This window comes from Streptomyces sp. NPDC087906, assembly GCF_055584925.1.
The window spans coordinates 246,562-267,466 of record NZ_JBVJLC010000011.1 but is presented as its reverse complement, the minus strand read 5'-3'; the positions used below and the strand labels follow the sequence as shown (position 1 = coordinate 267,466).

The following is a 20,905-nucleotide window of genomic DNA, read 5'->3' as shown; positions in this document are numbered from 1 at the left end:
CGCCCGGTTACATTCCGAACCCGGAAGCTAAGCCTCATTGCGCCGATGGTACTGCAGGGGGGACCCTGTGGGAGAGTAGGACGCCGCCGAACAATTCTTAGCAACAACAGGGAAGCCCCTGCACCTCACGGTGCAGGGGCTTTTCTGCGTTCCGCACCCCCCTGGCGTCCGCCCGTCAGTGCTGAGGGTAAGGTCAGGAGGCATCGTCGGCACGTTTCCCACATGGAGGCCCCCGGGTGGAGGTCCAAGAGACCCGCGTTCAGACGAACCGGGTGCTCACCATCCCCAACATCCTCAGCATGGCCCGCCTCGTCGGCGTGCCGCTGTTCCTGTGGTTGATCCTGCGCCCCGAGTTCGGTGGCCCCAACAGCGACCTGTGGGCGCTGCTGGTCCTGGCCCTGAGCGGCATCAGCGACTACCTCGACGGCAAGCTAGCCCGCAGGTGGAACCAGATCAGCAGCCTGGGGCGGCTCCTCGACCCCGCTGCCGACCGGCTGTACATCCTTTCCACCCTCGTCGGCCTCACCTGGCGCGAGATCCTGCCCCTGTGGCTCACCGCAGCGCTATTGGCCCGTGAGCTGATGCTTCTGGTGATGGTCGGAATCCTCCGCCGGCACGGTTATCCGCCTCCCCAGGTGAACTTCCTCGGGAAGGCAGCTACCTTCAACTTGATGTACGCCTTCCCTCTGCTGCTGCTCAGTGACAGAGATGGCTGGCTTGCGTCACTCGCCGAAGTTTTCGGATGGGCGTTCGCAGTTTGGGGTACAACTCTGTATTGGTGGGCAGGGATCCTGTATGTGGTCCAGGTCCGCCGGCTCGTCAGAGCGGACACCGTGGCCGATTGAGCCCGTCGTTCTGTCGTGCCGTGCAGTGTCGCCGGCCCGCGCTGGACGCTTATGCGCCTGCCTCTGACGGGTGACGTCGGCGAGATCGTCTCTTCGAGGAGGATTCTTCCGACATGAAGGCCGTCGTGATGGCCGGTGGCGAAGGTACTCGACTTCGCCCCATGACCTCCAGCATGCCCAAGCCGCTTCTGCCGGTCGCGAACCGGCCGATCATGGAGCATGTTCTGCGGTTGCTCAAGCGCCATGGGCTGAGCGAGACCGTTGTCACCGTGCAGTTCTTGGCTTCTCTCGTCAAGAACTACTTCGGTGACGGCGAAGAGCTCGGAATGGAGCTGACCTACGCCAACGAGGAGAAGCCGCTCGGCACCGCTGGTTCGGTGAAGAATGCCGAGGAGGCGCTCAAGGACGATGCCTTCCTCGTCATCTCGGGCGATGCCCTGACCGACTTCGACCTCACCGATCTGATCGCCTTCCACAAGGAAAAGGGCGCCCTCGTCACGGTGTGCCTCACCCGGGTGCCCAACCCGCTGGAATTCGGCATCACGATCGTGGACGAGGAAGGAAAGGTCGAGCGCTTCCTCGAGAAGCCGACCTGGGGGCAGGTCTTCTCCGACACCGTCAACACGGGCATCTATGTCATGGAGCCCGAGGTCTTCGACTACGTCGAGGCCGACGTCTCGGTGGACTGGTCCGGTGACGTCTTCCCTCAGCTCATGAAGGAAGGCAAGCCGATCTACGGCTATATCGCCGAGGGCTACTGGGAGGACGTCGGTACGCACGAGAGCTACCAGAAGGCTCAGGCGGACGTGCTCGAAGGCAAGGTCGACGTCGATATCGACGGCTTCGAGATCTCGCCGGGTGTCTGGGTCGCCGAGGGTGCCGAGGTGCATCCGGACGCCGTGCTGCGCGGTCCGCTGTACATCGGTGACTACGCGAAGATCGAAGCCGATGTCGAGCTGCGCGAGCACACCGTCATCGGCTCCAACGTGGTCGTCAAGAGCGGCGCGTTCGTGCACAGGTCCGTCATCCACGACAACGTGTACATCGGCCCGCAGTGCAATCTGCGCGGCTGTGTGGTCGGCAAGAACACCGACGTGATGCGCGCCGCCCGGATCGAGGACGGCGCCGTCATCGGCGACGAGTGCCTCGTGGGTGAGGAATCGATCATCCAGGGCAACGTCCGGGTCTACCCGTTCAAGACGATCGAAGCCGGCGCCTTCGTCAACACGTCGGTGATCTGGGAGTCCAGGGGCCAGGCGAACCTCTTCGGTGCCCGCGGTGTCTCCGGGATCCTGAATGTGGAGATCACCCCCGAGGTGGCCGTGCGGCTGGCCGGCGCGTATGCGACCACGCTGAAGAAGGGGTCCACCGTCACCACGGCGCGTGACCACTCGCGTGGTGCCCGTGCGCTCAAGCGCGCGGTGATCTCCTCGCTCCAGTCCAGCGCCATCGACGTACGCGACCTGGAGAATGTGCCGCTGCCCGTCGCGCGGCAGCAGACGGCGCGCGGCAGCGCCGGCGGGATCATGATCCGTACGTCGCCGGGTGTGCCGGACTCCGTGGACATCATGTTCTTCGACGAACGCGGCGCCGACCTCTCCCAGGCCGGGCAGCGGAAGCTGGACCGGGTGTACGCGCGGCAGGAGTACCGCCGGGCGTTCCCGGGTGAGATCGGGGATCTGCACTTCCCGGCCAGCGTCTTCGACTCGTACACCGGGTCCCTGCTGCGCAACGTCGACACGACGGGTATCGCGGAAGCCAATCTCAAGGTCGTCGTGGACGCCTCGAACGGTAGCGCCGGGCTTGTGCTGCCCAGTCTGCTCGGTCGGCTCGGTGTCGACGCGCTGACCATCAACCCGGGGCTCGACGAGTCCCGGCCGACCGAGACCGCCGAATCGCGCCGGTCGGGTCTGGTCAGGCTCGGCGAGATCGTCGCTTCGGCGCGTGCGGCCTTCGGGGTGCGGTTCGACCCGGTCGGTGAGCGGCTGTCGCTGGTCGACGAGCGCGGCAGGATCATCGAGGACGACCGCGCGCTGCTGGTGCTGCTCGACCTGGTCGCGGCCGAGCGGCGCAGTGGCCGGGTGGCGCTGCCCGTGACGACGACCAGGATCGCCGAGCAGGTCGCCGCTTACCACGGCACGCAGGTGGAGTGGACGACCACGTCGCCCGACGACCTGACCAGGGTCGGCCGCGAGGAGGACACGATCTTCGGTGGTGACGGGCGAGGTGCCTTCATCGTGCCGGAGTTCAGTAGTGTCCTCGACGGTACGGCCGCCTTTGTGCGGCTGATCGGTCTGGTGGCGCGTACGCAGCTCACCCTCAGCCAGATCGACGCCCGGATTCCGCGCGCCCATGTGCTGCGCCGGGACCTGGCGACGCCGTGGGCGGTCAAGGGGCTCGTGATGCGCCGGGTGGTCGAGGCGGCGGCGGACCGCCAGGTGGACACGACGGACGGCGTACGGGTGGTGGAGACCGACGGCCGCTGGGTGATGGTGCTGCCCGACCCGTCGGAGGCCGTCACCCATCTGTGGGCGGAGGGTCCGGACGACGCTTCGGCGCAGGCGCTGCTCGACGAGTGGGCGGCGGTCGTCGACAGCGCAGGTCGCTGACGTATGTGAGGCAAGTGACGGGAATGTGCCCGGTGGTGTCCGCGGACGCCACCGGGCACTCCGGTGGGGCCATTCGGCGGTAGCACTCGCGACGTGCGACGATGTGCGGCATGTCGCAGCAGCCCCCCGTTCGGAGCACCGTATCGCCGCCTCGGCGGCCGGACGCCTCGATGTCGCTGCTGAACAACGTGATGGACCACAGCCTCGACGACGGGTACGCCGAGGCGGCGGCGCGCAGGGACGCTGAGGAAGGCGGTCTGCCGCGCACGCTCAAGGCGAAGCTCGGGCTGGCCGCAGGGCTGGTGCTCGCTGCGGCCGTCGTCACGGTGGGCGCGGCGCAGGCGCGGGTCGCCGCGCCCGTGGTGGCCAAGGAGCGCGACGAGCTGATCAACCGGGTCGACACGGAGACGTCGCGGGCCGACGCCCTGGAGAAGTCCGTCGACAAGCTCCGCAAGGACGTCGGCGACCGGCAGCGGGCCGCGCTGCGCAACCACGGCGGTGACCAGGGCGCGCTGGTGGCGCTGCTGGCCGGTGGGACCGAGGTGCACGGCCCCGGGGTGAAGCTCGTCGTCGACGACGCGAAGGACACCGAGTCCGGCGGGGGCGGCGGGCCGCGGGAGAACAGCGACTTCTCCGACACGGGCCGGGTGCGCGACCGCGACGTGCAGCGGGTCGTCAACGGTCTGTGGGAGTCGGGCGCCGAGGCCATCGCGATCAACGGGCAGCGGCTGACGGCCCTTTCGGCGATCAGGGCGGCGGGTGACGCCATCCTGGTCGACAACAGGCCGCTGGTGCCCCCGTACACGCTGCTGGCGGTGGGGAACGCGAAGAAGCTGAGCACCGCGTTCCTGGACAGCGCCGACGGGCAGTACCTGCATTCGCTGAAGGACAACTTCGGTATCCGTACCAGCATTTCCGACCGGGACGAGGTGCGGCTGCCCGCCGCGCCGAGCCTGATCGTACGTATCGCAGAGCCGAGGACCGCCGGCACCGGGACGGGTGCCGGGCAGGGGACGGCTGACACAGGGAAGGGCACATCGTGATCGCCGTACTGGGCCTCGTCGTGGGAGTGGTGGTCGGACTGTTCGTCCGGCCCGAGGTGCCGGCGGTGGTCGAGCCCTATCTGCCGATCGCCGTCGTCGCCGCGCTCGACGCGGTCTTCGGCGGGCTGCGGGCCATGCTCGACGGGATCTTCGTCGACAAGGTGTTCGTCGTCTCGTTCCTGTCGAACGTGGTGGTGGCGGCCCTGATCGTCTTCCTCGGCGACAAGCTGGGTGTCGGTGCCCAGCTCTCGACCGGGGTCGTCGTGGTGCTCGGGATCCGGATCTTCTCCAACGCCGCCGCGATCCGCCGGCACGTCTTCCGGGCGTGACGCCGATGAACGACCAGCCGATGAACCAGCAGCCGACGGGCGAGGGGCCGATGAGCAGCGAGCCGCCCCCGCAGGACCGTACGAACGAGCTGACGGGCCGCCAGCGGCTGGCGGCCGGGCTGTGGCCGCCGCGGGTGACCCGCGCCCAACTCGTCGTGGCCGTGTTGCTGTTCGTCCTGGGCCTCGGGCTCGCCATTCAGGTCAGGTCGAACAACGACGACAGCGCGCTGCGCGGGGCCCGCCAGGAGGACCTGGTGCGGATCCTGGACGAGGTCGACAACCGCACGCAGCGCCTGGAGGACGAGAAGCAGCGTCTGGAGAACCAGCGGACCGGTCTGGAGACCAGCTCGGACCAGGCGGAGGAGGCGCGCAAGCAGACCCTGGAGAAGGAGCAGCAGTTGGGCATCCTGGCCGGTACGGTGGCGGCCCAGGGGCCCGGCATCGTCCTGACGATCGGTGACGGTCAGGGCTCCGTCGAGCCGGACATGCTGCTCGACACGATTCAGGAGCTGCGGGCGGCGGGAGCTGAGGCCATTCAGATCAACCAGGTGCGGGTGGTGGCCGCCACGCACTTCTCCGGGGCGGCCGGCGACGTCAAGGTGGACGGCAGCGCGGTGGAGGCGCCGTACCGGTTCAAGGTGATCGGCAAACCGCAGGATCTGGAGCCCGCGCTGAACATTCCCGGCGGTGTGGTGCAGACGCTGGAGAAGGAGCAGGCCACAGCCACTGTGACCGGCTCGGAGAAGATCGTCGTGGATGCCTTGCGACCGGCGGAGCAGCCTGACTACGCTCGGTCGTCATCGTAGTGGGCGGATGGTGCATGGCAGGTGCCACAGGAGGGCATGAGGTTGCGGGGGGTCGGCGCACGATCAGCACGTTGAGTGGTGGAAACTGTCCGGTGGATACGGACGTTGTCAAGATGTCCGGGTCGGCAGGTGTGTTCATTCAGGGTTCGTCCTGCCCCACGGGCGGGTCTGTTTCGGTCAAGGGGAATCGCCCGTGAAGTTGTTTGCGAAGTTGTTCGGCAGGAGCGCACGCGAGGAGAGCGGCGGCTCCGCCCGTCACCGCGCGTCACGCCAGGGCCAGAGCGAGGAGGCGAGCGGTGATCGCCCGCTCTTCCGCGATCAGCGCGGTGGCGAGGACGGTGATAATCCCGGTGGTCACGGCGCGTCGGCTGTTGACCCCGCCGGTCAGGGGCGCATAGGTTTCGGGAAACCATCAACCTCAAGTACGGGTGGAGACTTTCCCACCGGTACGTACGCCACCGACGCCGCAGCAGGGCAGTCGCGGCAGGAGGGTCCCGCCATGTCGGCCTTGCCGGTCTGTACCAGATGTGGACACCGAAACGCCGAAGCGAGCAGGTTCTGCTCCAACTGCGGCGCGCCGCTGCGGGCCGGCGCGCCGGCCGAGCGGCCCTCGGAGACGACGTCCACGATCTCCATCTCCGGGCTTGAGGCGTACGAGGCCGAGGCCACCGGGCAGACGGCGCTGCCGTCGCTCTCGCCCGAGGCGCAGGCCGCTGTCGACGCCCTGCCCGCGGGCTCGGCGCTGCTGGTGGTGCGCCGCGGGCCGAACTCGGGCAGCCGCTTCCTGCTGGACGGCGACCTGACCACGGCGGGGCGCCACCCGCAGAGCGACATCTTTCTCGACGACGTGACGGTGTCCCGTCGCCATGTGGAGTTCCGCAGGGGCGCCGACGGCCACTTCACCGTTTCGGACGTAGGCAGTCTGAACGGCACGTACGTCAATCGTGAGCGGATCGACTCGGTCCTGCTGGCGAACGGCGACGAGGTCCAGATCGGCAAGTACCGGCTGGTCCTCTACGCGAGTCCGCTGGGCGTGTGACCCCTCAAAGGGAAGGTCCATGCTGCGAACACCGACGGGCGGTGCCGGACACGGCACCGCCCACACGGGCGAGCCACTGGTGAGCATCGGGGCCGTGCTGGCCCAGTTGCGGGACGAGTTCCCCGAGGTCACCATCTCGAAGATCCGCTTCCTGGAGGCGGAGGGGCTGATCGAGCCGCGCAGGACACCCTCCGGGTACCGCAAGTTCGGCCCGCAGGACGTCGACCGGCTGGCGCAGGTGCTGCGCATGCAGCGGGACCACTATCTTCCGCTGAAGGTCATCAAGGAGCATCTCGACGCCGCCGGCCGGGGTGAGCGGGTGCCGGTGCCCGGTCCCGCGCGGGAGCCGCTGGCCGGGTCCTGGGCCGCCGACGCGGCGGAGCTGCCGACGGCCGCCAGGATCGGCCGCGCCGAGCTGCTGGCCGCCGCCGGGGCCGAGGGGAGCGAGCTGGCGGAGTGGGAGTCGTACGGTCTCGTCACTCCGATGCCGGACGGCGGGTACGACGTCGAATCCGTCACAGTGGCGAAGCTCATCAAGGATCTGAGCGGATTCGGGCTGGAGCCCAGACATCTGCGGACGATGAAAGCCGCCGCCGAACGCGAGGCCGGACTGGTCGAACAGGTGGTGGCGCCCCTGCGCCGGCACCGTAATCCGCAGACCAGGGCCCATGCCGAGGCCACCACGAAGGAGCTGGCCGAGCTGTCCGTACGGCTGCACGCGGCACTGGTCAGCACGGCTCTCGGGGTCCGGTTCCACTGATCTTGGTGGAGTCCGACTACCCAAACCGGCCGGGCACGTCCTAGGGTTGCTGTGTGAACGAGCTCGACGTTGTGGGTGTCCGGGTGGAAATGCCCTCCAACCAACCGATCGTGCTCCTGCGTGAAGTGGGAGGCGACCGCTACCTCCCCATCTGGATCGGACCGGGGGAGGCGACCGCTATTGCCTTCGCCCAGCAGGGGATGGCCCCGGCCAGGCCGCTGACCCACGATCTCTTCAAGGATGTCCTCGAAGCGGTGGGCCAGGAGCTCACGGAGGTCCGCATCACGGATCTGCGTGACGGGGTCTTCTACGCGGAGCTGGTCTTCGCCAGTGGGGTAGAGGTGAGCGCGCGGCCGTCCGACGCCATAGCGCTCGCCCTGCGCACGGGTACACCGATCTACGGGAGTGACGGGGTGCTCGACGATGCGGGCATCGCCATCCCCGACGAGCAGGAGGACGAGGTGGAGAAGTTCCGGGAGTTCCTCGATCAGATCTCTCCCGAGGACTTCGGAACCAACAGCCAGTGAGCGGCCGGTGAGCGCTGCGCCGGTCCTCATCAGCGCATTCGGACAGCCCTTCCCCGGAAGGGGACACGCGAAACCACTCTCAGGGTGATTATCACTCGGCGTGGCGAGTGCGGCGATCGTTGACGCACCCCGAGTGACTGCCTACCGTCGTGAAGGCAGGTCAAGGACGGAGGTCGGCGTGGGAAGCAGCGGCGACAGCACGGCGGCGGGTCCGTATCCGCTTCACAGCAGCGCGGCCGACCCTGTGGTCGCCCCGCCCGAGGTCGAGGTCGAGACCGTCGGGTACCGGGGTCCGACCGCGTGTGCGGCGGCTGGCATCACCTACCGCCAGTTGGACTACTGGGCGCGCACCGGGCTCGTCGAGCCCAGCGTGCGGCCGGCGTACGGCTCCGGTACCCAGCGGCTCTACAGCTTCCGGGACGTCGTCGTCCTCAAGATCGTCAAAAGGTTCCTGGACACCGGTGTCGCCCTGCAGAACATCAGGGCGGCCGTCCAGCATCTGCGCGCCAGGGGCTTCCAGGACCTGGAGCTGATGACGCTCATGAGCGACGGGGCGACGGTCTACGAGTGCTCGTCGCCCGACGAGGTCGTCGGACTGCTCCAGGGGGGCCAGGGGATCTTCGGCATCGCCGTGGGGGTGGTCTGGCGCGACGTCGAGTCGGCCCTCTCGCAGTTGCACGGGGAGCGGATCGACACCGGCGAGACGCTCGTCGGGAACAACCCCGCGGACGAACTCGCCAGACGGCGGCGCGACCGGGCCGTGTGACGAACGGCCGATTGTCAGTGCTCTGAGGCAGCATCGGTGGTGTGAGAAGCGCCCCGACCATCCTCCATCTCGACATGGACGCCTTCTTCGCCGCGGCGGAGCAGGCGGCCAAGCCGAGTCTGCGCGGGAAGGCGGTCGTCGTCGGGGGCCTCGGGCCGCGCGGAGTGGTCTCCACGGCCTCGTACGAGGCGAGACGGTTCGGGGTGCACTCCGCGATGCCGATGGCGCAGGCGCGCAGGCTCGCGCCGAACGCCGCGTATCTCGTGCCCCGCTTCACCGTCTACCGGGCGATCAGCGAGCAGGTCATGGAGCTGCTGGGGCGGCTCTCCCCGCTGGTGGAGCCGCTGAGCCTGGATGAGGCCTTCGTGGACCTGGAGGCCGGCGGCTCGGCCGACGACTCGGCGAGCGCGCGGGCGGCCGGTGAGCGGCTGCGCAGGGACATCAGGGCCGTCACGGGACTCACCGGGTCGGTGGGGCTCGCGGCGTCCAAGATGCTGGCGAAGATCGCCTCGGAGCAGGCCAAGCCCGACGGGCTGGTGCTCATAGAGCCCGGCACGGAGCGCGGGCTGCTCGGGCCGATGTCGGTGCGGATCCTGCCGGGGGTCGGTCCCGCCACCGGTGACCATCTGCGGCGCGCCGGGATGACCACGGTCGCCGAGCTGGCCGAGGCCGGTGAGGACGAGCTGGTCCGGCTGCTGGGCAAGGCGCACGGCAGCTCGCTGTACCGGATGGCGCTGGCCCATGACGAGCGTCCCGTGGTGTCCGACCGGGAGGCCAAGTCCGTGTCGGTCGAGGACACCTTCGACGTGGACCTGCACGACCGGGTGCGGGTGCGTACGGAGGTCGACCGGCTGGCGGACCGGTGCGTGCAGCGGCTGCGCGCCTCCGGCCACTCCGGGCGGACGGTGGTGCTCAAGGTGCGGCGCTACGACTTCTCGACGCTGACCCGTTCGGAGACGCTGCGCGGGCCCACGGACGACGTGGGAGTCGTGCGGGAGGCGGCCGGGCGGCTGCTGGAGTCCGTGGACACGACCGGCGGGGTGCGGCTGCTGGGGGTGGGCGTCACCGGGCTCGCCGACTACACGCAGGAAGACCTCTTCGCCCAGGCGGCGGCCGACAGGCCCGAAGCGGCGGCTGCCGAGGCCGCGGAGTCCGCCGCGTCCGCCGGCGGGCCGCCGGAGCCCTCGGCGGAGCCCGGTGGCTCTCCCGGCGGCCCGTCGTCCGCGGTGCCCGCAGAGGACCCGGCAGCGGCCGTGGCGGTCCCGGCCCCGGCGGAGCGCCGCTTCGCCGCCGGACATGACGTGCGTCACGCGGCCTTCGGACCCGGCTGGGTCCAGGGCAGCGGGCTCCGCCGGGTCACGGTGCGCTTCGAGGTGCCGGGCTCACCGCCCGGCCGGGTGCGGACGTTCTGGGTGGACGACCCCGACCTGGAACCGGCCGACCCGCTGCCGCTCGTACCGCTCCCGCCCGCTGAGACGGACGTCGCGGACCCGGGCGGCGCGGACCCCGACCGGGCTGCGCGGGATCAGTCCTCCTGGCCGGCCAGACGGCCGAAGTCGCGCTGGGAATCCCCGTCGGACAGGGAAGCGGGCCGCTCGGACGGCTCCGGGAGGGCGAGGCCGTAATGGTGGTAGAGCTGCAGTTCCTGCTCGGGGGAGAGATGCCGGCCGACACCGAAGTCCGGCGCGTCCTTGATCAGGGACCGGTCGAACGGCACGCGCAGCGCCTCGTCCACCAGCGTGCTGGGGCTGAGCGGTACGAAGGCGTCGTGGCTGAACAGCCCCGTACGGACGGCGGCCCACTCCGGCACGCCCGTCGCGTCGTCGAGGTAGACCTCGTCCACCGTCCCGATCTTGTGGCCGTCGCGGTCGAACGCCTTGCGGCCGATCAGGCTGCGCGGATCGATATCGCTCTCCACGGTCCCTCCAATTGGTCGCAACTGCTGGTAAAGACTACAAAAGTGCAGATCCGGCAAGGCGGCCACTCGAAAAGTTGGCCTCAAGCGCTCGCTGGTAGGCTGGCAGTCGGCTGTCGACCCCGTGCGGGAGAGTCCTCCGGTTGAGATCATCGGAGGCGCCGAAGGAGCAAATCCTCCCCGGAATCTCTCAGGCCCCCGTACCGCACGGACGAGGTCACTCTGGAAAGCAGGGCGGATGCCGCGAGGCAGTCGCTCTCACCGACGGTGAAAGCCGGGCCGCCGCAGGGCGGGCCGGTGAAGCTCTCAGGTCGAGATGACAGAGGGGGAGGCCGCCCGGGTACCCGCGTCTTGGTGCCCCTCGCAGGTCGTGTCGACCAGGAGGCCTCCGTAATGACCGCCCACCGCATTCCGCTCGCACAGTTGGAGCGAGGCACCCCCTTCGAGCAGCGCCACATCGGTCCCGACGCCGGCGCTCAGGCGAAGATGCTCGCCCAGGTCGGCTACGGCTCGCTGGACGAGCTGACCGCCGCCGCCGTGCCCGACGTGATCAAGAGTGCGGAGGCGCTGCGGCTTCCCGACGCCCGTACCGAGGCCGAGGTCCTGGCCGAGCTGCGCAGCCTCGCCGACCGCAACCAGGTGCTCGCGCCGATGATCGGCCTCGGCTACTACGGCACCTTCACGCCGCCGGTGATCCTGCGCAACGTGCTGGAGAACCCGGCCTGGTACACCGCCTACACGCCCTACCAGCCGGAGATCTCCCAGGGCCGCCTCGAAGCCCTGCTCAACTTCCAGACCGTCGTCGCCGACCTCACGGGACTGCCCACCTCCGGCGCGTCCCTGCTCGACGAGTCCACGGCCGCCGCCGAGGCGATGGCGCTGTCCCGCCGGGTCGGCAAGGTCAAGAACGGTGTCTTCCTGATCGACGCCGACACCCTGCCGCAGACGATCGCCGTGATCCGGACCCGCGCCGAGCCGACCGGTGTCGAGGTCGTCGTCGCCGACCTGGCCGGCGGCATCCCCGCCGAGGTGGCCGAGCGCGGCGTCTTCGGCGTCCTCGTCCAGTACCCCGGCGCCTCCGGTGCGGTACGGGACATCGCGCCCGTCATCGAGCGGGCCCATGAACTCGGCGCGATCGTCACCGTCGCCGCCGACCTGCTCGCGCTGACGCTCCTCACCTCGCCCGGCGAGCTGGGCGCCGACATCGCCGTCGGCACCAGCCAGCGCTTCGGCGTCCCCATGGGCTTCGGCGGACCGCACGCCGGCTTCATGGCCGTACGCGCGGCGTACGCCCGCAACCTGCCCGGCCGGCTCGTCGGTGTCTCCGTCGACGCCGACGGCGACCGGGCGTACCGGCTGGCCCTCCAGACCCGCGAGCAGCACATCCGCCGCGAGAAGGCCACCAGCAACATCTGCACCGCCCAGGTGCTGCTCGCCGTGATGGCCGGCATGTACGCCGTCTACCACGGTCCTGACGGGCTGCGCGCCATCGCACGACGCACCCACCGCTTCGCCACGCTGCTCGCCGAGGGCCTGCGGGCCGGCGGCACGGAGATCGTGCACGGCGCGTACTTCGACACCGTCACCGCGCGGGTCCCCGGCCGGGCGGCCGACGTGGTGGCCGCGGCGCGCGAGAACGGCGTCAACATCCGGCTCGTCGACGCCGACCATGTCTCGATGGCCTGCGACGAGACGACCGGGCGCGTGCAGCTCTCCGCCGTGTGGGCCGCCTTCGGCGTGGACGCCGACATCGACGCGCTCGACGCGGCGGCCGACGACGCGCTGCCGGAGGCGGGGCTGCGCTCCGACGAGTACCTGACCCACCCCGTCTTCCACCAGCACCGCTCCGAGACGGCGATGCTGCGCTACCTGCGCAGGCTCGCCGACCGCGACTACGCGCTGGACCGCGGCATGATCCCGCTCGGCTCCTGCACCATGAAGCTGAACGCGACCACGGAGATGGAGTCCATCACCTGGCCCGAGTTCGGCGCGCTGCACCCCTTCGCCCCCGCAGAGCAGGCGCAGGGCTATCTGACGCTGATCCGCGAGCTGGAGGAGCGGCTCGCCGAGGTCACCGGCTACGACGCGGTGTCGCTCCAGCCCAACGCGGGCTCGCAGGGCGAGTTCGCCGGGCTGCTGGCCGTACGCGCGTACCACCGCGCCAACGGCCAGGAAGGGCGCACCGTCTGCCTGATCCCGTCCTCGGCGCACGGCACGAACGCGGCGAGCGCGGTCATGGCCGGTATGAAGGTCGTCGTCGTGAAGACCAGCGACGACGGTGACGTGGACGTCGCGGACCTGCACGCGAAGATCGAGCAGTACGGCGACCAGCTCGCCGTCCTGATGGTCACCTACCCGTCCACGCACGGCGTCTTCGAGGAGCACATCACCGACATCTGCGCCGCCGTGCACGACGCGGGCGGCCAGGTGTACGTGGACGGCGCGAACCTCAACGCGCTGGTGGGGCTCGCCAAGCCCGGCAGGTTCGGCTCGGACGTGTCCCATCTGAACCTGCACAAGACGTTCTGCATCCCGCACGGCGGCGGCGGCCCCGGCGTCGGCCCCGTCGGCGTACGGGCCCACCTCGCGCCGTACCTGCCCAACCACCCCCTCCAGCCGGCCGCAGGACCTGAGACGGGCGTAGGACCGATCTCGGCGGCGCCCTGGGGCTCGGCGGGCATCCTGCCGATCTCCTGGGCTTACGTCAGGCTGATGGGCGGCGAAGGGCTCAAGCGCGCCACCCAGGTCGCGGTGCTGGCCGCCAACTACATCGCCAAGCGGCTGGAGCCGCACTACCCGGTGCTGTACACGGGCCCGAACGGGCTCGTCGCGCACGAGTGCATCGTGGACCTGCGGCCCCTGACGAAGGCGACGGGCGTCAGCGTCGACGACATCGCCAAGCGCCTGATCGACTACGGCTTCCACGCGCCGACGATGTCCTTCCCCGTGGCCGGCACGCTGATGATCGAGCCGACCGAGAGCGAGGACCTGGCCGAGCTGGACCGGTTCTGCGAGACGATGATCGCGATCCGCGCCGAGATCGAGAAGGTCGCGTCGGGCGAGTGGCCCGCCGACGACAACCCGCTGCGCGGCGCCCCGCACACGGCGGCTGCCCTGGGCGGCGCGTGGGACCACGCGTACAGCCGCGACGAGGCGGTCTTCCCCGCCGGGGTCTCGGCGGCCGACAAGTACTGGCCGCCGGTGCGCCGGATAGACGGTGCCTTCGGCGACCGGAATCTGGTCTGCTCCTGCCCGCCGCTGGACGCGTACGACCACTGAGGTGACCGCCGACAGCGGAGAGTGACGAGGCGCGGACATGCGTCGGGGCCGGTACGGAGGAAGATCTCCGGCCGGCCCCAGTCATACCGACGGCATCAGGCTGCCGTCACCACCTGCTCGGAGCGGAGCGGCCGGTGGGGGGCGATGATCTTGCCGTCCGGCAGCAGTTCACCGGTGTCCTCGAAGAGCAGGATGCCGTTGCACAGCAGGCTCCAGCCCTGTTCGGGGTGGCTCGCCATCAGTCGGGCGGCCTCCCGGTCGGCTGAGTCGGCTGTCGGGCAGGCGGGTTGATGCTGGCACATGGGTAGGTTCTTTCGCTGCGTCGTAGTGACTGTCCTGCGGCTCGATGCGCTCACGGCCGCCCCTGTATCTGTTGTCGGTCCCAGTGTTGCCCCACGGACGCCGATCCGCAGGTATTTCACGGCAGCACTTTGTGTTGAGTAATGACGTCGCTCAGTGCTGGGCGGTTCAGCTCAACTCGGCCATCCTCCAGGAGCGTTCGGCACGGCATGCGGCGCGCCCCGTGGCCGGAGGCCAACGGGGCGCGGGGACGGCGGTCGCGACGCAGGTCAGGCGGGGGTGCGGATGAGTGAGGCCGGCTTCGGCGCGAGCCGCAGACCGATCATCGGCAGCAGTTCGGAGACGCGGTGCGGCAGGTGCGAGGCGATACCGGGCGGTGCGGGTGCCAGTGGCACCAGCAGGTCGGCCGGGGCGGGCGAGCCCTCCGACGCGTCCGCTTCCGTGTCCTCGTGCAGCCACAGGGTGAGCATGTACAGCTCGGGTACGGAGAGCAGCCGCGGCTGGTACGCGGCACTCAGTGTCTCGGCCTGGCGCAGCGCGCGCTCGGTCGAGGGGACGTAGGGGCCTTCGAAGAACCGCGAGAAGGTCCACCCGTCGGGGGTGAGCATCGTGTCCGCAGCGGCCACAGCGCGGTCGGCGCTGCGGATCAGGAACCGCCAGCCGGTCAACCGGGTCCTCGGGGTGCTGCCGGCCGGGGTGGCCCGGTCCAGCACATGTACGGGCAGGGGGAACTCGGCGCTCAGCGATCCCTGGACGGACTGCAGAGCGGGCGTGCGTGCTTCACGGACGGCGGTAGGTGAACCGAGGGCCGCGAGAACGCTGCGCAGGGCGGGCGCGGGAGCCGGGGGGACATGCAGCGGCATGGTGGGTTGCCTCTCACTCAGGAGACAGGGTGGAACGTGGGCATACGGGGGTGGTGCGTGCGGGTGCGGACGTCGCTGTCGGCAGACGAGGTCAGAGGAGGAGCCAAGGGCCACGTGGCCGGGCGCCGACTCTCCGCCTCGTTCGGCAGTTTATACGACGCGTGTTCACGCGGTGTTTCTTCCGGCTGTCGTAGATATTGCGGCAAGGCGTTATTCGGTCCAACTTGTGCGGTGTTCTCGCAGATAAATCGTGAACGCGGGCGTCTGGCCTGGGCCGATACCGCCCGTGCGGTCGGCCGAAACTCGTTGGCGATTCCGCGCCCGACCGGGCAGCGTCCGCCGTCGGGGCCTGTCCGATGCCAAGTGACATACCAATGGGCATGCCAAATGAATGTGCCGTACGACCGTTCTCACCAGTCTACCCGGCGTCACGCGTGAACGGGACGTTACGGATCACCGTCTGGGGGCATTATCGACCGTGACATGAGTACGGGCCGACCGGCCGGTCACTCGGGGAGGACACTTCGATGGGTGAGAAGGTCGCGGCGGACGGCGGTGAGCTGTCCGACCGCCAGAAGTACCGCAGGAAGTCGCAGCAGTGCCTCGCGGCGCTGGGGCGGCTGCTGGCCGAGGAGAGGTTCGACAAGCCCAGGAACCTGATGGGCCTGGAGATCGAACTGAACCTGGCCGGCTCCGACGGGATGCCCCGCATGATGAATGCGGAGGTGCTCAAGCGCATCGCGAGCGAGGATTTCCAGACCGAACTGGGAATGTTCAACCTGGAAGTAAATATCGCTCCGCACCGTCTGGACGGGCGGGTTCTGGATCAGCTCGCCGAGGAACTGCGGGCCGGACTCGGATATGCCCACCGCAAAGCCAACGAGGTCGACGCCGGCATCGTGATGATCGGAATTCTCCCGACGCTGACGGATAAGGACGTCGTCTCGGCGAATCTGTCGGACGTCGACCGCTACACCTTGTTGAACGAACAGATGGTGGCCGCCAGGGGCGAGGATTTCACCCTCGACATCGACGGCGTGGAGCGGCTGGTCTGCACGTCGTCGTCGATTGCGCCGGAGGCCGCCTGCACCTCCGTACAACTGCATCTGCAAGTGACGCAGGAGCGTTTCGCCGACGTCTGGAACGCCGCGCAGTGCGTCGCCGCCGTGCAGGTCGCGCTCGGCGCCAACGCGCCGTTCCTGTTCGGCAAGGAGCTGTGGCGGGAGTCCAGGCCGCCGCTGTTCCAGCAGGCCACCGACGTCAGGCCGCCCGAGCTGACGGCGCAGGGCGTCCGGCCGAGGACCTGGTTCGGCGAGCGCTGGATCGAGTCGGCCTACGACCTCTTCGAGGAGAATCTGCGCTACTACCCGGCGCTGCTGCCGATCTGCTCGGACGAGGATCCGCTGCGGGTCCTGGACGACGGCGGCATCCCCGACCTCCAGGAGCTGGCCCTGCACAACGGCACCGTCTACCGGTGGAACCGGCCGGTGTACGAGGTCGCCGGCGGCGTGCCGCACCTGCGGGTCGAGAACCGCGTCCTGCCGGCCGGCCCGACGGTCGCCGACGTCATCGCCAACACGGCCTTCTACTACGGTCTGGTGCGGGCGCTGGCGGAGGACGAGCGGCCGGTCTGGGAGCAGTTGCCCTTCTCGGCGGCGGCCGAGAACTTTGACACCGCGTGCCGCCACGGGATCGAGGCCGAGCTGGCCTGGCCGCGCCCCGGGCGGGCGTCGGGCATCACCTCCGTACCGGTGGTGAAGCTGGTACGGGACGAGCTGCTGCCGCTGGCGGCGGCCGGGCTCGACGCCTGGAACATCGAGCCCGCCGACCGCGACCTCTACCTCGGGATCATCGACGAGCGCTGCAAGCGGCGGATGAACGGTGCTTCGTGGCAGGTGGACACGTTCCACCGGGCCCTGGACGCCGGGCTTGAGCGGGACGCCGCGTTCGCCGCGCTCACCCGCCGCTACAGCGAGCTGATGCACCAGGGGGACCCGGTGCACACCTGGCCGGTCGGCTTCCCCGGCCAGGAGCGCGCCTGACCGTCAGGACTGGCCGACCGCCATGACCGCCTTCAGGATCACCGCCTGGATGTCGGCCGGGTCGCTCACCTCGTAGCCGGCGCCGCCGGTCGCCTGGGCGATCTGGTCGACCTCGGCGCGGTCGGCGTCGGGACCCACCGCGATCCCGATCATCGGCACCGGGCGCCGGGGGTCGGCGAGCGTCCTGAGCCGGCTGATCAGGGCGGTGCGGGAAATGCTGTGGTCGTCCTGGTTGGTGCCGTCCGTGAGGACGACGAGCGCGTTGAACTTGCCGCTCACATAGGTCGACTGCGCCTTCTGGTAGGCGGCCAGCGTCGTGTCGTACAGCCCGGTCGAGCCGTTCGGCACCGGCTTGAGCGACGCGAAGGCGGCGGCGAGGCGCTCGCGGTGGGTGCCGCCGCCCGGCGCCGACTCGCCGAGCCGGGCCGTCGGCTCCAGCTCGCGGTAGTCCTTGGCCCCGTCGAGCTTCGTGGCGAACTCCCACAGTCCGACCTCGTCCTGGGGCGTGAACTGGGCGAGGGCCTGGAGCAGCGAGCCCTTGGTGACGTCCATCCTGGACTGCCCCTTGCGGCCGGGCACCGGATCCGCCATGGAGCCGGAAGCGTCCACGACCACCGTGAGCCGGGCGCTCTGCACGGTGATGGTCCACAGGCCGAGTGTCTGCTGCACCGCGTCGTCCGTCGGCGGGGACGCGTCGTTCGACGCGTACGGCTGCGGGGCCCGGCCGCCCGCCGTGCGCACCATGGCCGCCTTCAGCGGGGTGTCGGCCGCCCGGAAGCCGTGGTCCTGGAGGGTGTGCAGCGCGGCGCTCTGGCTGAGCAGGGTCATGAAGCGCAGCGCCGCCCTGCCCTGGTCCGTGGTCAGCTTGCTGCCGTCGACGAGGTTGAACGGGTAGTCCAGGGCCGGGGTGGCGTCCGTCGGGTAGAAGAGGTCGAGGTTCGAAGCGCCGTCGCCGTCCGAGTTGTGGGTGAACGCCGCCTGTTCGGACAGCAGCACCGCCTCGTTGCGGCGCGGATTGCCGGTCTCCGTACCGGACTCGTCCTGGGCGAGGGTCTGGAGCACCTGGGTGTCGGAGTCGGATGCGCGCTGGGCGAGGAGCTTGGCCGTCGCGGCGACCTGGGTGTCGCTGCCCGCGCCGGTGGTCCGGGCGGACTGGGCGATGCTGGTGAGCGCGAGGAGACCGGTGGCGCTACGGGCCGGGTCGGCGGTGCCGAGCCGCACCTTGTCGGTGGCGGTCGTCGCCGCCGTCAGCTCGGCCCAGGTGTACTTCTTGTCGGGCCAGCCCAGCGCGGCCGCCGCTGTGGGGACGGCGCCGACCGTGACGGGGGAGCTGGCCACATTGCCTGCCGGGGTGAGCGGGACGCCGTTGCCCTTGCCCCTGGCCCGGTCCGTCCAGAGCGTCGAGTCGGGCACCCAGATCTGGTAGCCGGGGTCGGTGGCGCCGTCCGAGAGTGAGGCCGCGACCTTGAAGCTCTCCCGCGCGGCGACCTGGACGTCCAGGCAGTGCCCGTCCGTGGTGACCTTGTCGCGCCGGGCCTGGTCGGCGATGGTACGCAGCACGGGCGCGATGTCCGGGGAGGCCACCAGATCCACCCGTACCGGATCACCCGCGCAGGGCCCTGAGCGGGAGAGCAGCCCCGCCTGGGCGGCCACCCCGGCTCCGGCGGCGACCACCAGGACGAGGATGGTGGTGACCACGACACCCCGGCGGCGCGGCGGACGGTCCCTGGTGGTGTTCCTCACAGGCTCGTCGGGCAAGCTGTGACGTCCCATAGCGGTGGTGCCCCTCCGTGAAGGGTGAACAAGGAAGAAGGGGGACCTCGCCGTCGAACGGCGTCCGTCCCCCGGCCTGTCGTGCGCGATCTTCGTACCTGTATTCGAGACCCTAGTGGCACGGCGTGTGGCATGAGGCGGGAATGAACAACTGGAGGCAGGAGTGCAGACAGACGCCGGGAGCGTGGCCGGTTCTTTTCCCGACGAGGACCCGTCGCGGAAGATGTTCCGGTCCGAGACGGTGCTCGTACTCGCGCTCTCGCTCGGTGCGAGCGGTGTATCGGCGCTGATCAGTTTTGTCGGCTCGGTGACGAACAGCCAGGCGCTGAAGCATCAGCAGGCCACGCTCAACGCGTCGGCAGCGCCTGGGCGGCCCTGGCTGGATCTCGCCTGGCAGTTGTTCGGTATCGCCACGGCGCTGGTGCCGGTGGCGCTCGTCGCGCATCTGCTGCTGCGGGAGGGCAGCAGCCTGCGCGCCATCGGCTTCGACCGGCTGCGGCCGCGCTCGGACCTGGGCCGCGGGGTGCTGATCGCCGCCGGGATCGGCAGTATCGGGCTCGCGTTCTACCTGGTGGTCCAGAACCTGGGCTTCAACCTCACCGTCGTACCGGAGTCACTGCCGGACGTGTGGTGGAAGTTCCCCGTGCTGATTCTTTCCGCCGTGCAGAACGCCGTCCTGGAAGAGGTCATCGTCGTCGGGTATCTGCTGCGCAGACTCGGCCAGCTCGGCTGGTCGCCGATGGCGGCGCTGGTGGCCAGTTCGGTGCTGCGCGGCTCGTACCACCTGTACCAGGGCGTCGGGGGCTTCCTCGGCAACATGGCGATGGGCGTGGTCTTCGTCTATCTGTACCGGCGCTGGGGACGGGTGGGACCGCTGGTCGCGGCCCACTCGCTCCTCGACATCGGGGCGTTCGTCGGCTTCGCCCTGCTGGCGGGCAAGGTCGGCTGGCTGCCGACGGGCTAGGGCCTGTCTGACACATAGCGCCGTCCGCCCGCAGGGCGGGGCTTGCGGCGTCTGGTGCGTGCGATCGCAAGGCGGAGGGTCGGAGGGTCGTCGTCGTATTGGACGTACCTGAACGAGCCCGACAACGCGGCGAGCGTGCGTGCCAGGCGTCGCAAGCCAGGCGGGATGTGTCAGACAGGCCCTAGCGACCGGGCGGGGAGCTGAACAGTTCTCCTTCGATGACCGTCACGGCGCTGCCGGTGAGCAGGGTCCGTTCGCCGCGCAGTGCCGTACGGACGAGTCCAGTGCGGGCTGACGCCTGGAGACCGGTCAGTTCGCCGCGCCCGAACCGGGCCGACCAGAAGGGGGCGAGCGCCGTGTGCGCGCTGCCCGTCACGGGATCCTCGTCGATCCCCACGCCGGGGAAGAAGCAGCGCGAGACGAAGTCGAAGCCGCGGCCCGGATCCTCGGCCGCCGCTGTGGCGATGATGCCGCGCCGGCTCAGCCGCTTCAGGTCGGGGGAGTGCGGCGCGAGCGCGCGTACCGTCCGCTCGTCCGCCAGCTCGACCAGCAGGTCCCCGATGTGCTCCGAGGTGCCGTGCACCGAGACGACGTCGGCGCCCAGGGCCTCGGCGAGCCCGTCAGGAGCCGGCACCTCCGTCAGCGGTGAGGTCGGGAAGTCCAGGGTGATCGTGCCGTCGTCGTGCACGGCGGCGCCGAGCACCCCGGGCCGGGCGGCGAACCGTACGGAACCGCTCGTACGGCCTGTGGTGTGCAGGACGTGCGCCGTGGCGAGCGTGGCATGGCCGCACATGCCCACCTCGGTGCTGGGGGTGAACCAGCGCAGCGCCCAGTCGGCGGGTCCGCCGGGCGGCAGCGGGTGGGCGAAGGCGGTCTCCGAGAGATGCACCTCCGTCGCGACCTGCTGGAGCCAGCCGTCGGCGGGAAAGCCGTCGGAGTCCAGGAGGAGCACCCCTGCGGGATTGCCCGCGAAGGGCCGGTCGGTGAAGGCGTCGACGATTCGAATCTGCATCCGCCGAGCGTAGGCGGCACGCGAAGCCGCAGG

Annotated in this window: 18 protein-coding genes, 1 rRNA gene and 1 riboswitch; of the genes, 14 read left to right on the top strand and 5 right to left on the bottom strand. The window is 69.9% G+C overall.

All coding sequences use genetic code 11. The features are described 5' to 3' along the window. The 11 genes from rrf to ACZ63I_RS28215 form a co-directional block, all read left to right on the top strand. Nucleotides 1-92 (top strand): 5S ribosomal RNA (rrf, locus tag ACZ63I_RS28265); the annotation flags it as partial. 144 nt (nucleotides 93-236) lie between these two features. Further along, nucleotides 237-845, top strand: a complete 609-nt coding sequence (locus ACZ63I_RS28260) for a CDP-alcohol phosphatidyltransferase family protein (protein ID WP_041991795.1) — start codon at nucleotides 237-239, stop codon at nucleotides 843-845. 113 nt (nucleotides 846-958) lie between these two features. After that, nucleotides 959-3,454 (top strand): sugar phosphate nucleotidyltransferase, encoded by a 2,496-nt coding sequence (locus ACZ63I_RS28255; protein ID WP_469341958.1) that lies wholly within the window; start codon nucleotides 959-961, stop codon nucleotides 3,452-3,454. A 110-nt stretch (nucleotides 3,455-3,564) separates the two neighbouring features. Further along, nucleotides 3,565-4,497 carry a DUF881 domain-containing protein gene (locus ACZ63I_RS28250; protein WP_469341957.1) on the top strand — a complete coding sequence of 311 codons (933 nt, stop codon included), beginning with the start codon at nucleotides 3,565-3,567 and terminating at the stop codon, nucleotides 4,495-4,497. Then, a complete protein-coding gene (locus ACZ63I_RS28245) occupies nucleotides 4,494-4,826 on the top strand; it encodes a small basic family protein (RefSeq protein ID WP_031069011.1) in 333 nt (110 codons plus the stop codon). The genes ACZ63I_RS28250 and ACZ63I_RS28245 overlap by 4 nt, the downstream gene beginning before the upstream one ends. A 5-nt stretch (nucleotides 4,827-4,831) precedes the next feature. Continuing rightward, nucleotides 4,832-5,632, top strand: a complete 801-nt coding sequence (locus tag ACZ63I_RS28240; RefSeq protein ID WP_469341956.1) for a DUF881 domain-containing protein — start codon at nucleotides 4,832-4,834, stop codon at nucleotides 5,630-5,632. Between the two features lie 85 nt (nucleotides 5,633-5,717). Further along, the gene (locus ACZ63I_RS28235; protein ID WP_469341969.1) at nucleotides 5,718-6,671 is read left to right on the top strand and encodes an FHA domain-containing protein; all 954 of its coding nucleotides are present in this window, start codon (nucleotides 5,718-5,720) and stop codon (nucleotides 6,669-6,671) included. Nucleotides 6,672-6,690: 19 nt separating this feature from the next. After that, nucleotides 6,691-7,431: a transcriptional regulator FtsR gene (ftsR, locus tag ACZ63I_RS28230; protein ID WP_469341955.1), complete on the top strand. Its 741-nt coding sequence runs from the start codon at nucleotides 6,691-6,693 to the stop codon at nucleotides 7,429-7,431. A gap of 53 nt (nucleotides 7,432-7,484) precedes the next feature. Next, on the top strand, nucleotides 7,485-7,958 hold the full coding sequence (locus tag ACZ63I_RS28225) for a bifunctional nuclease family protein (RefSeq protein WP_033327106.1): 474 nt from the start codon (nucleotides 7,485-7,487) through the stop codon (nucleotides 7,956-7,958). 178 nt (nucleotides 7,959-8,136) lie between these two features. Then, a complete protein-coding gene (locus ACZ63I_RS28220; RefSeq protein ID WP_469341954.1) occupies nucleotides 8,137-8,724 on the top strand; it encodes a MerR family transcriptional regulator in 588 nt (195 codons plus the stop codon). Between the two features lie 41 nt (nucleotides 8,725-8,765). Then, nucleotides 8,766-10,349, top strand: coding sequence for a DNA polymerase IV (locus tag ACZ63I_RS28215; RefSeq protein ID WP_469341953.1), 1,584 nt, complete (start codon nucleotides 8,766-8,768; stop codon nucleotides 10,347-10,349). Here ACZ63I_RS28215 and ACZ63I_RS28210 read toward each other — a convergent pair. Continuing rightward, on the bottom strand, nucleotides 10,250-10,654 hold the full coding sequence (locus ACZ63I_RS28210; RefSeq protein WP_078863977.1) for a PRC-barrel domain-containing protein: 405 nt from the start codon (nucleotides 10,652-10,654) through the stop codon (nucleotides 10,250-10,252). The two genes, ACZ63I_RS28215 and ACZ63I_RS28210, sit on opposite strands and share 100 nt — an antisense overlap. 102 nt (nucleotides 10,655-10,756) lie before the next feature. Continuing rightward, nucleotides 10,757-10,855: riboswitch (glycine riboswitch) on the top strand. Nucleotides 10,856-11,032: 177 nt separating this feature from the next. Here ACZ63I_RS28210 and gcvP point away from each other — a divergent pair. Continuing rightward, entirely contained in the window at nucleotides 11,033-13,918 is a 2,886-nt protein-coding gene (gene gcvP, locus ACZ63I_RS28205) for an aminomethyl-transferring glycine dehydrogenase (protein ID WP_469341952.1), read from the top strand. 95 nt (nucleotides 13,919-14,013) lie between these two features. Here gcvP and ACZ63I_RS28200 read toward each other — a convergent pair whose 3' ends face one another. Both ACZ63I_RS28200 and ACZ63I_RS28195 read right to left on the bottom strand, forming a co-directional pair. Then, complete coding sequence (locus ACZ63I_RS28200; RefSeq protein ID WP_041991821.1) at nucleotides 14,014-14,220, bottom strand: DUF5999 family protein; 207 nt, start codon at nucleotides 14,218-14,220, stop codon at nucleotides 14,014-14,016. A gap of 267 nt (nucleotides 14,221-14,487) precedes the next feature. Beyond that, nucleotides 14,488-15,081 (bottom strand): hypothetical protein, encoded by a 594-nt coding sequence (locus ACZ63I_RS28195; RefSeq protein ID WP_469341951.1) that lies wholly within the window; start codon nucleotides 15,079-15,081, stop codon nucleotides 14,488-14,490. Between the two features lie 527 nt (nucleotides 15,082-15,608). Here ACZ63I_RS28195 and ACZ63I_RS28190 point away from each other — a divergent pair. Continuing rightward, nucleotides 15,609-17,123, top strand: coding sequence for a glutamate-cysteine ligase family protein (locus tag ACZ63I_RS28190; protein WP_469341950.1), 1,515 nt, complete (start codon nucleotides 15,609-15,611; stop codon nucleotides 17,121-17,123). 3 nt (nucleotides 17,124-17,126) lie between these two features. On the opposite strand, the gene ACZ63I_RS28185 is transcribed toward ACZ63I_RS28190, so the two are convergent. Further along, nucleotides 17,127-18,896 carry a substrate-binding and VWA domain-containing protein gene (locus ACZ63I_RS28185; protein WP_469341948.1) on the bottom strand — a complete coding sequence of 590 codons (1,770 nt, stop codon included), beginning with the start codon at nucleotides 18,894-18,896 and terminating at the stop codon, nucleotides 17,127-17,129. Nucleotides 18,897-19,059: 163 nt separating this feature from the next. Here ACZ63I_RS28185 and ACZ63I_RS28180 point away from each other — a divergent pair, with 163 nt between their 5' ends. Further along, nucleotides 19,060-19,860, top strand: coding sequence for a CPBP family intramembrane glutamic endopeptidase (locus tag ACZ63I_RS28180; RefSeq protein ID WP_469341947.1), 801 nt, complete (start codon nucleotides 19,060-19,062; stop codon nucleotides 19,858-19,860). A 181-nt stretch (nucleotides 19,861-20,041) separates the two neighbouring features. Here the strand turns inward: ACZ63I_RS28180 and ACZ63I_RS28175 are convergent, their stop codons facing one another. Continuing rightward, nucleotides 20,042-20,872 (bottom strand): PhzF family phenazine biosynthesis protein, encoded by an 831-nt coding sequence (locus tag ACZ63I_RS28175; protein ID WP_469341945.1) that lies wholly within the window; start codon nucleotides 20,870-20,872, stop codon nucleotides 20,042-20,044. Nucleotides 20,873-20,905 lie beyond the last annotated feature (33 nt).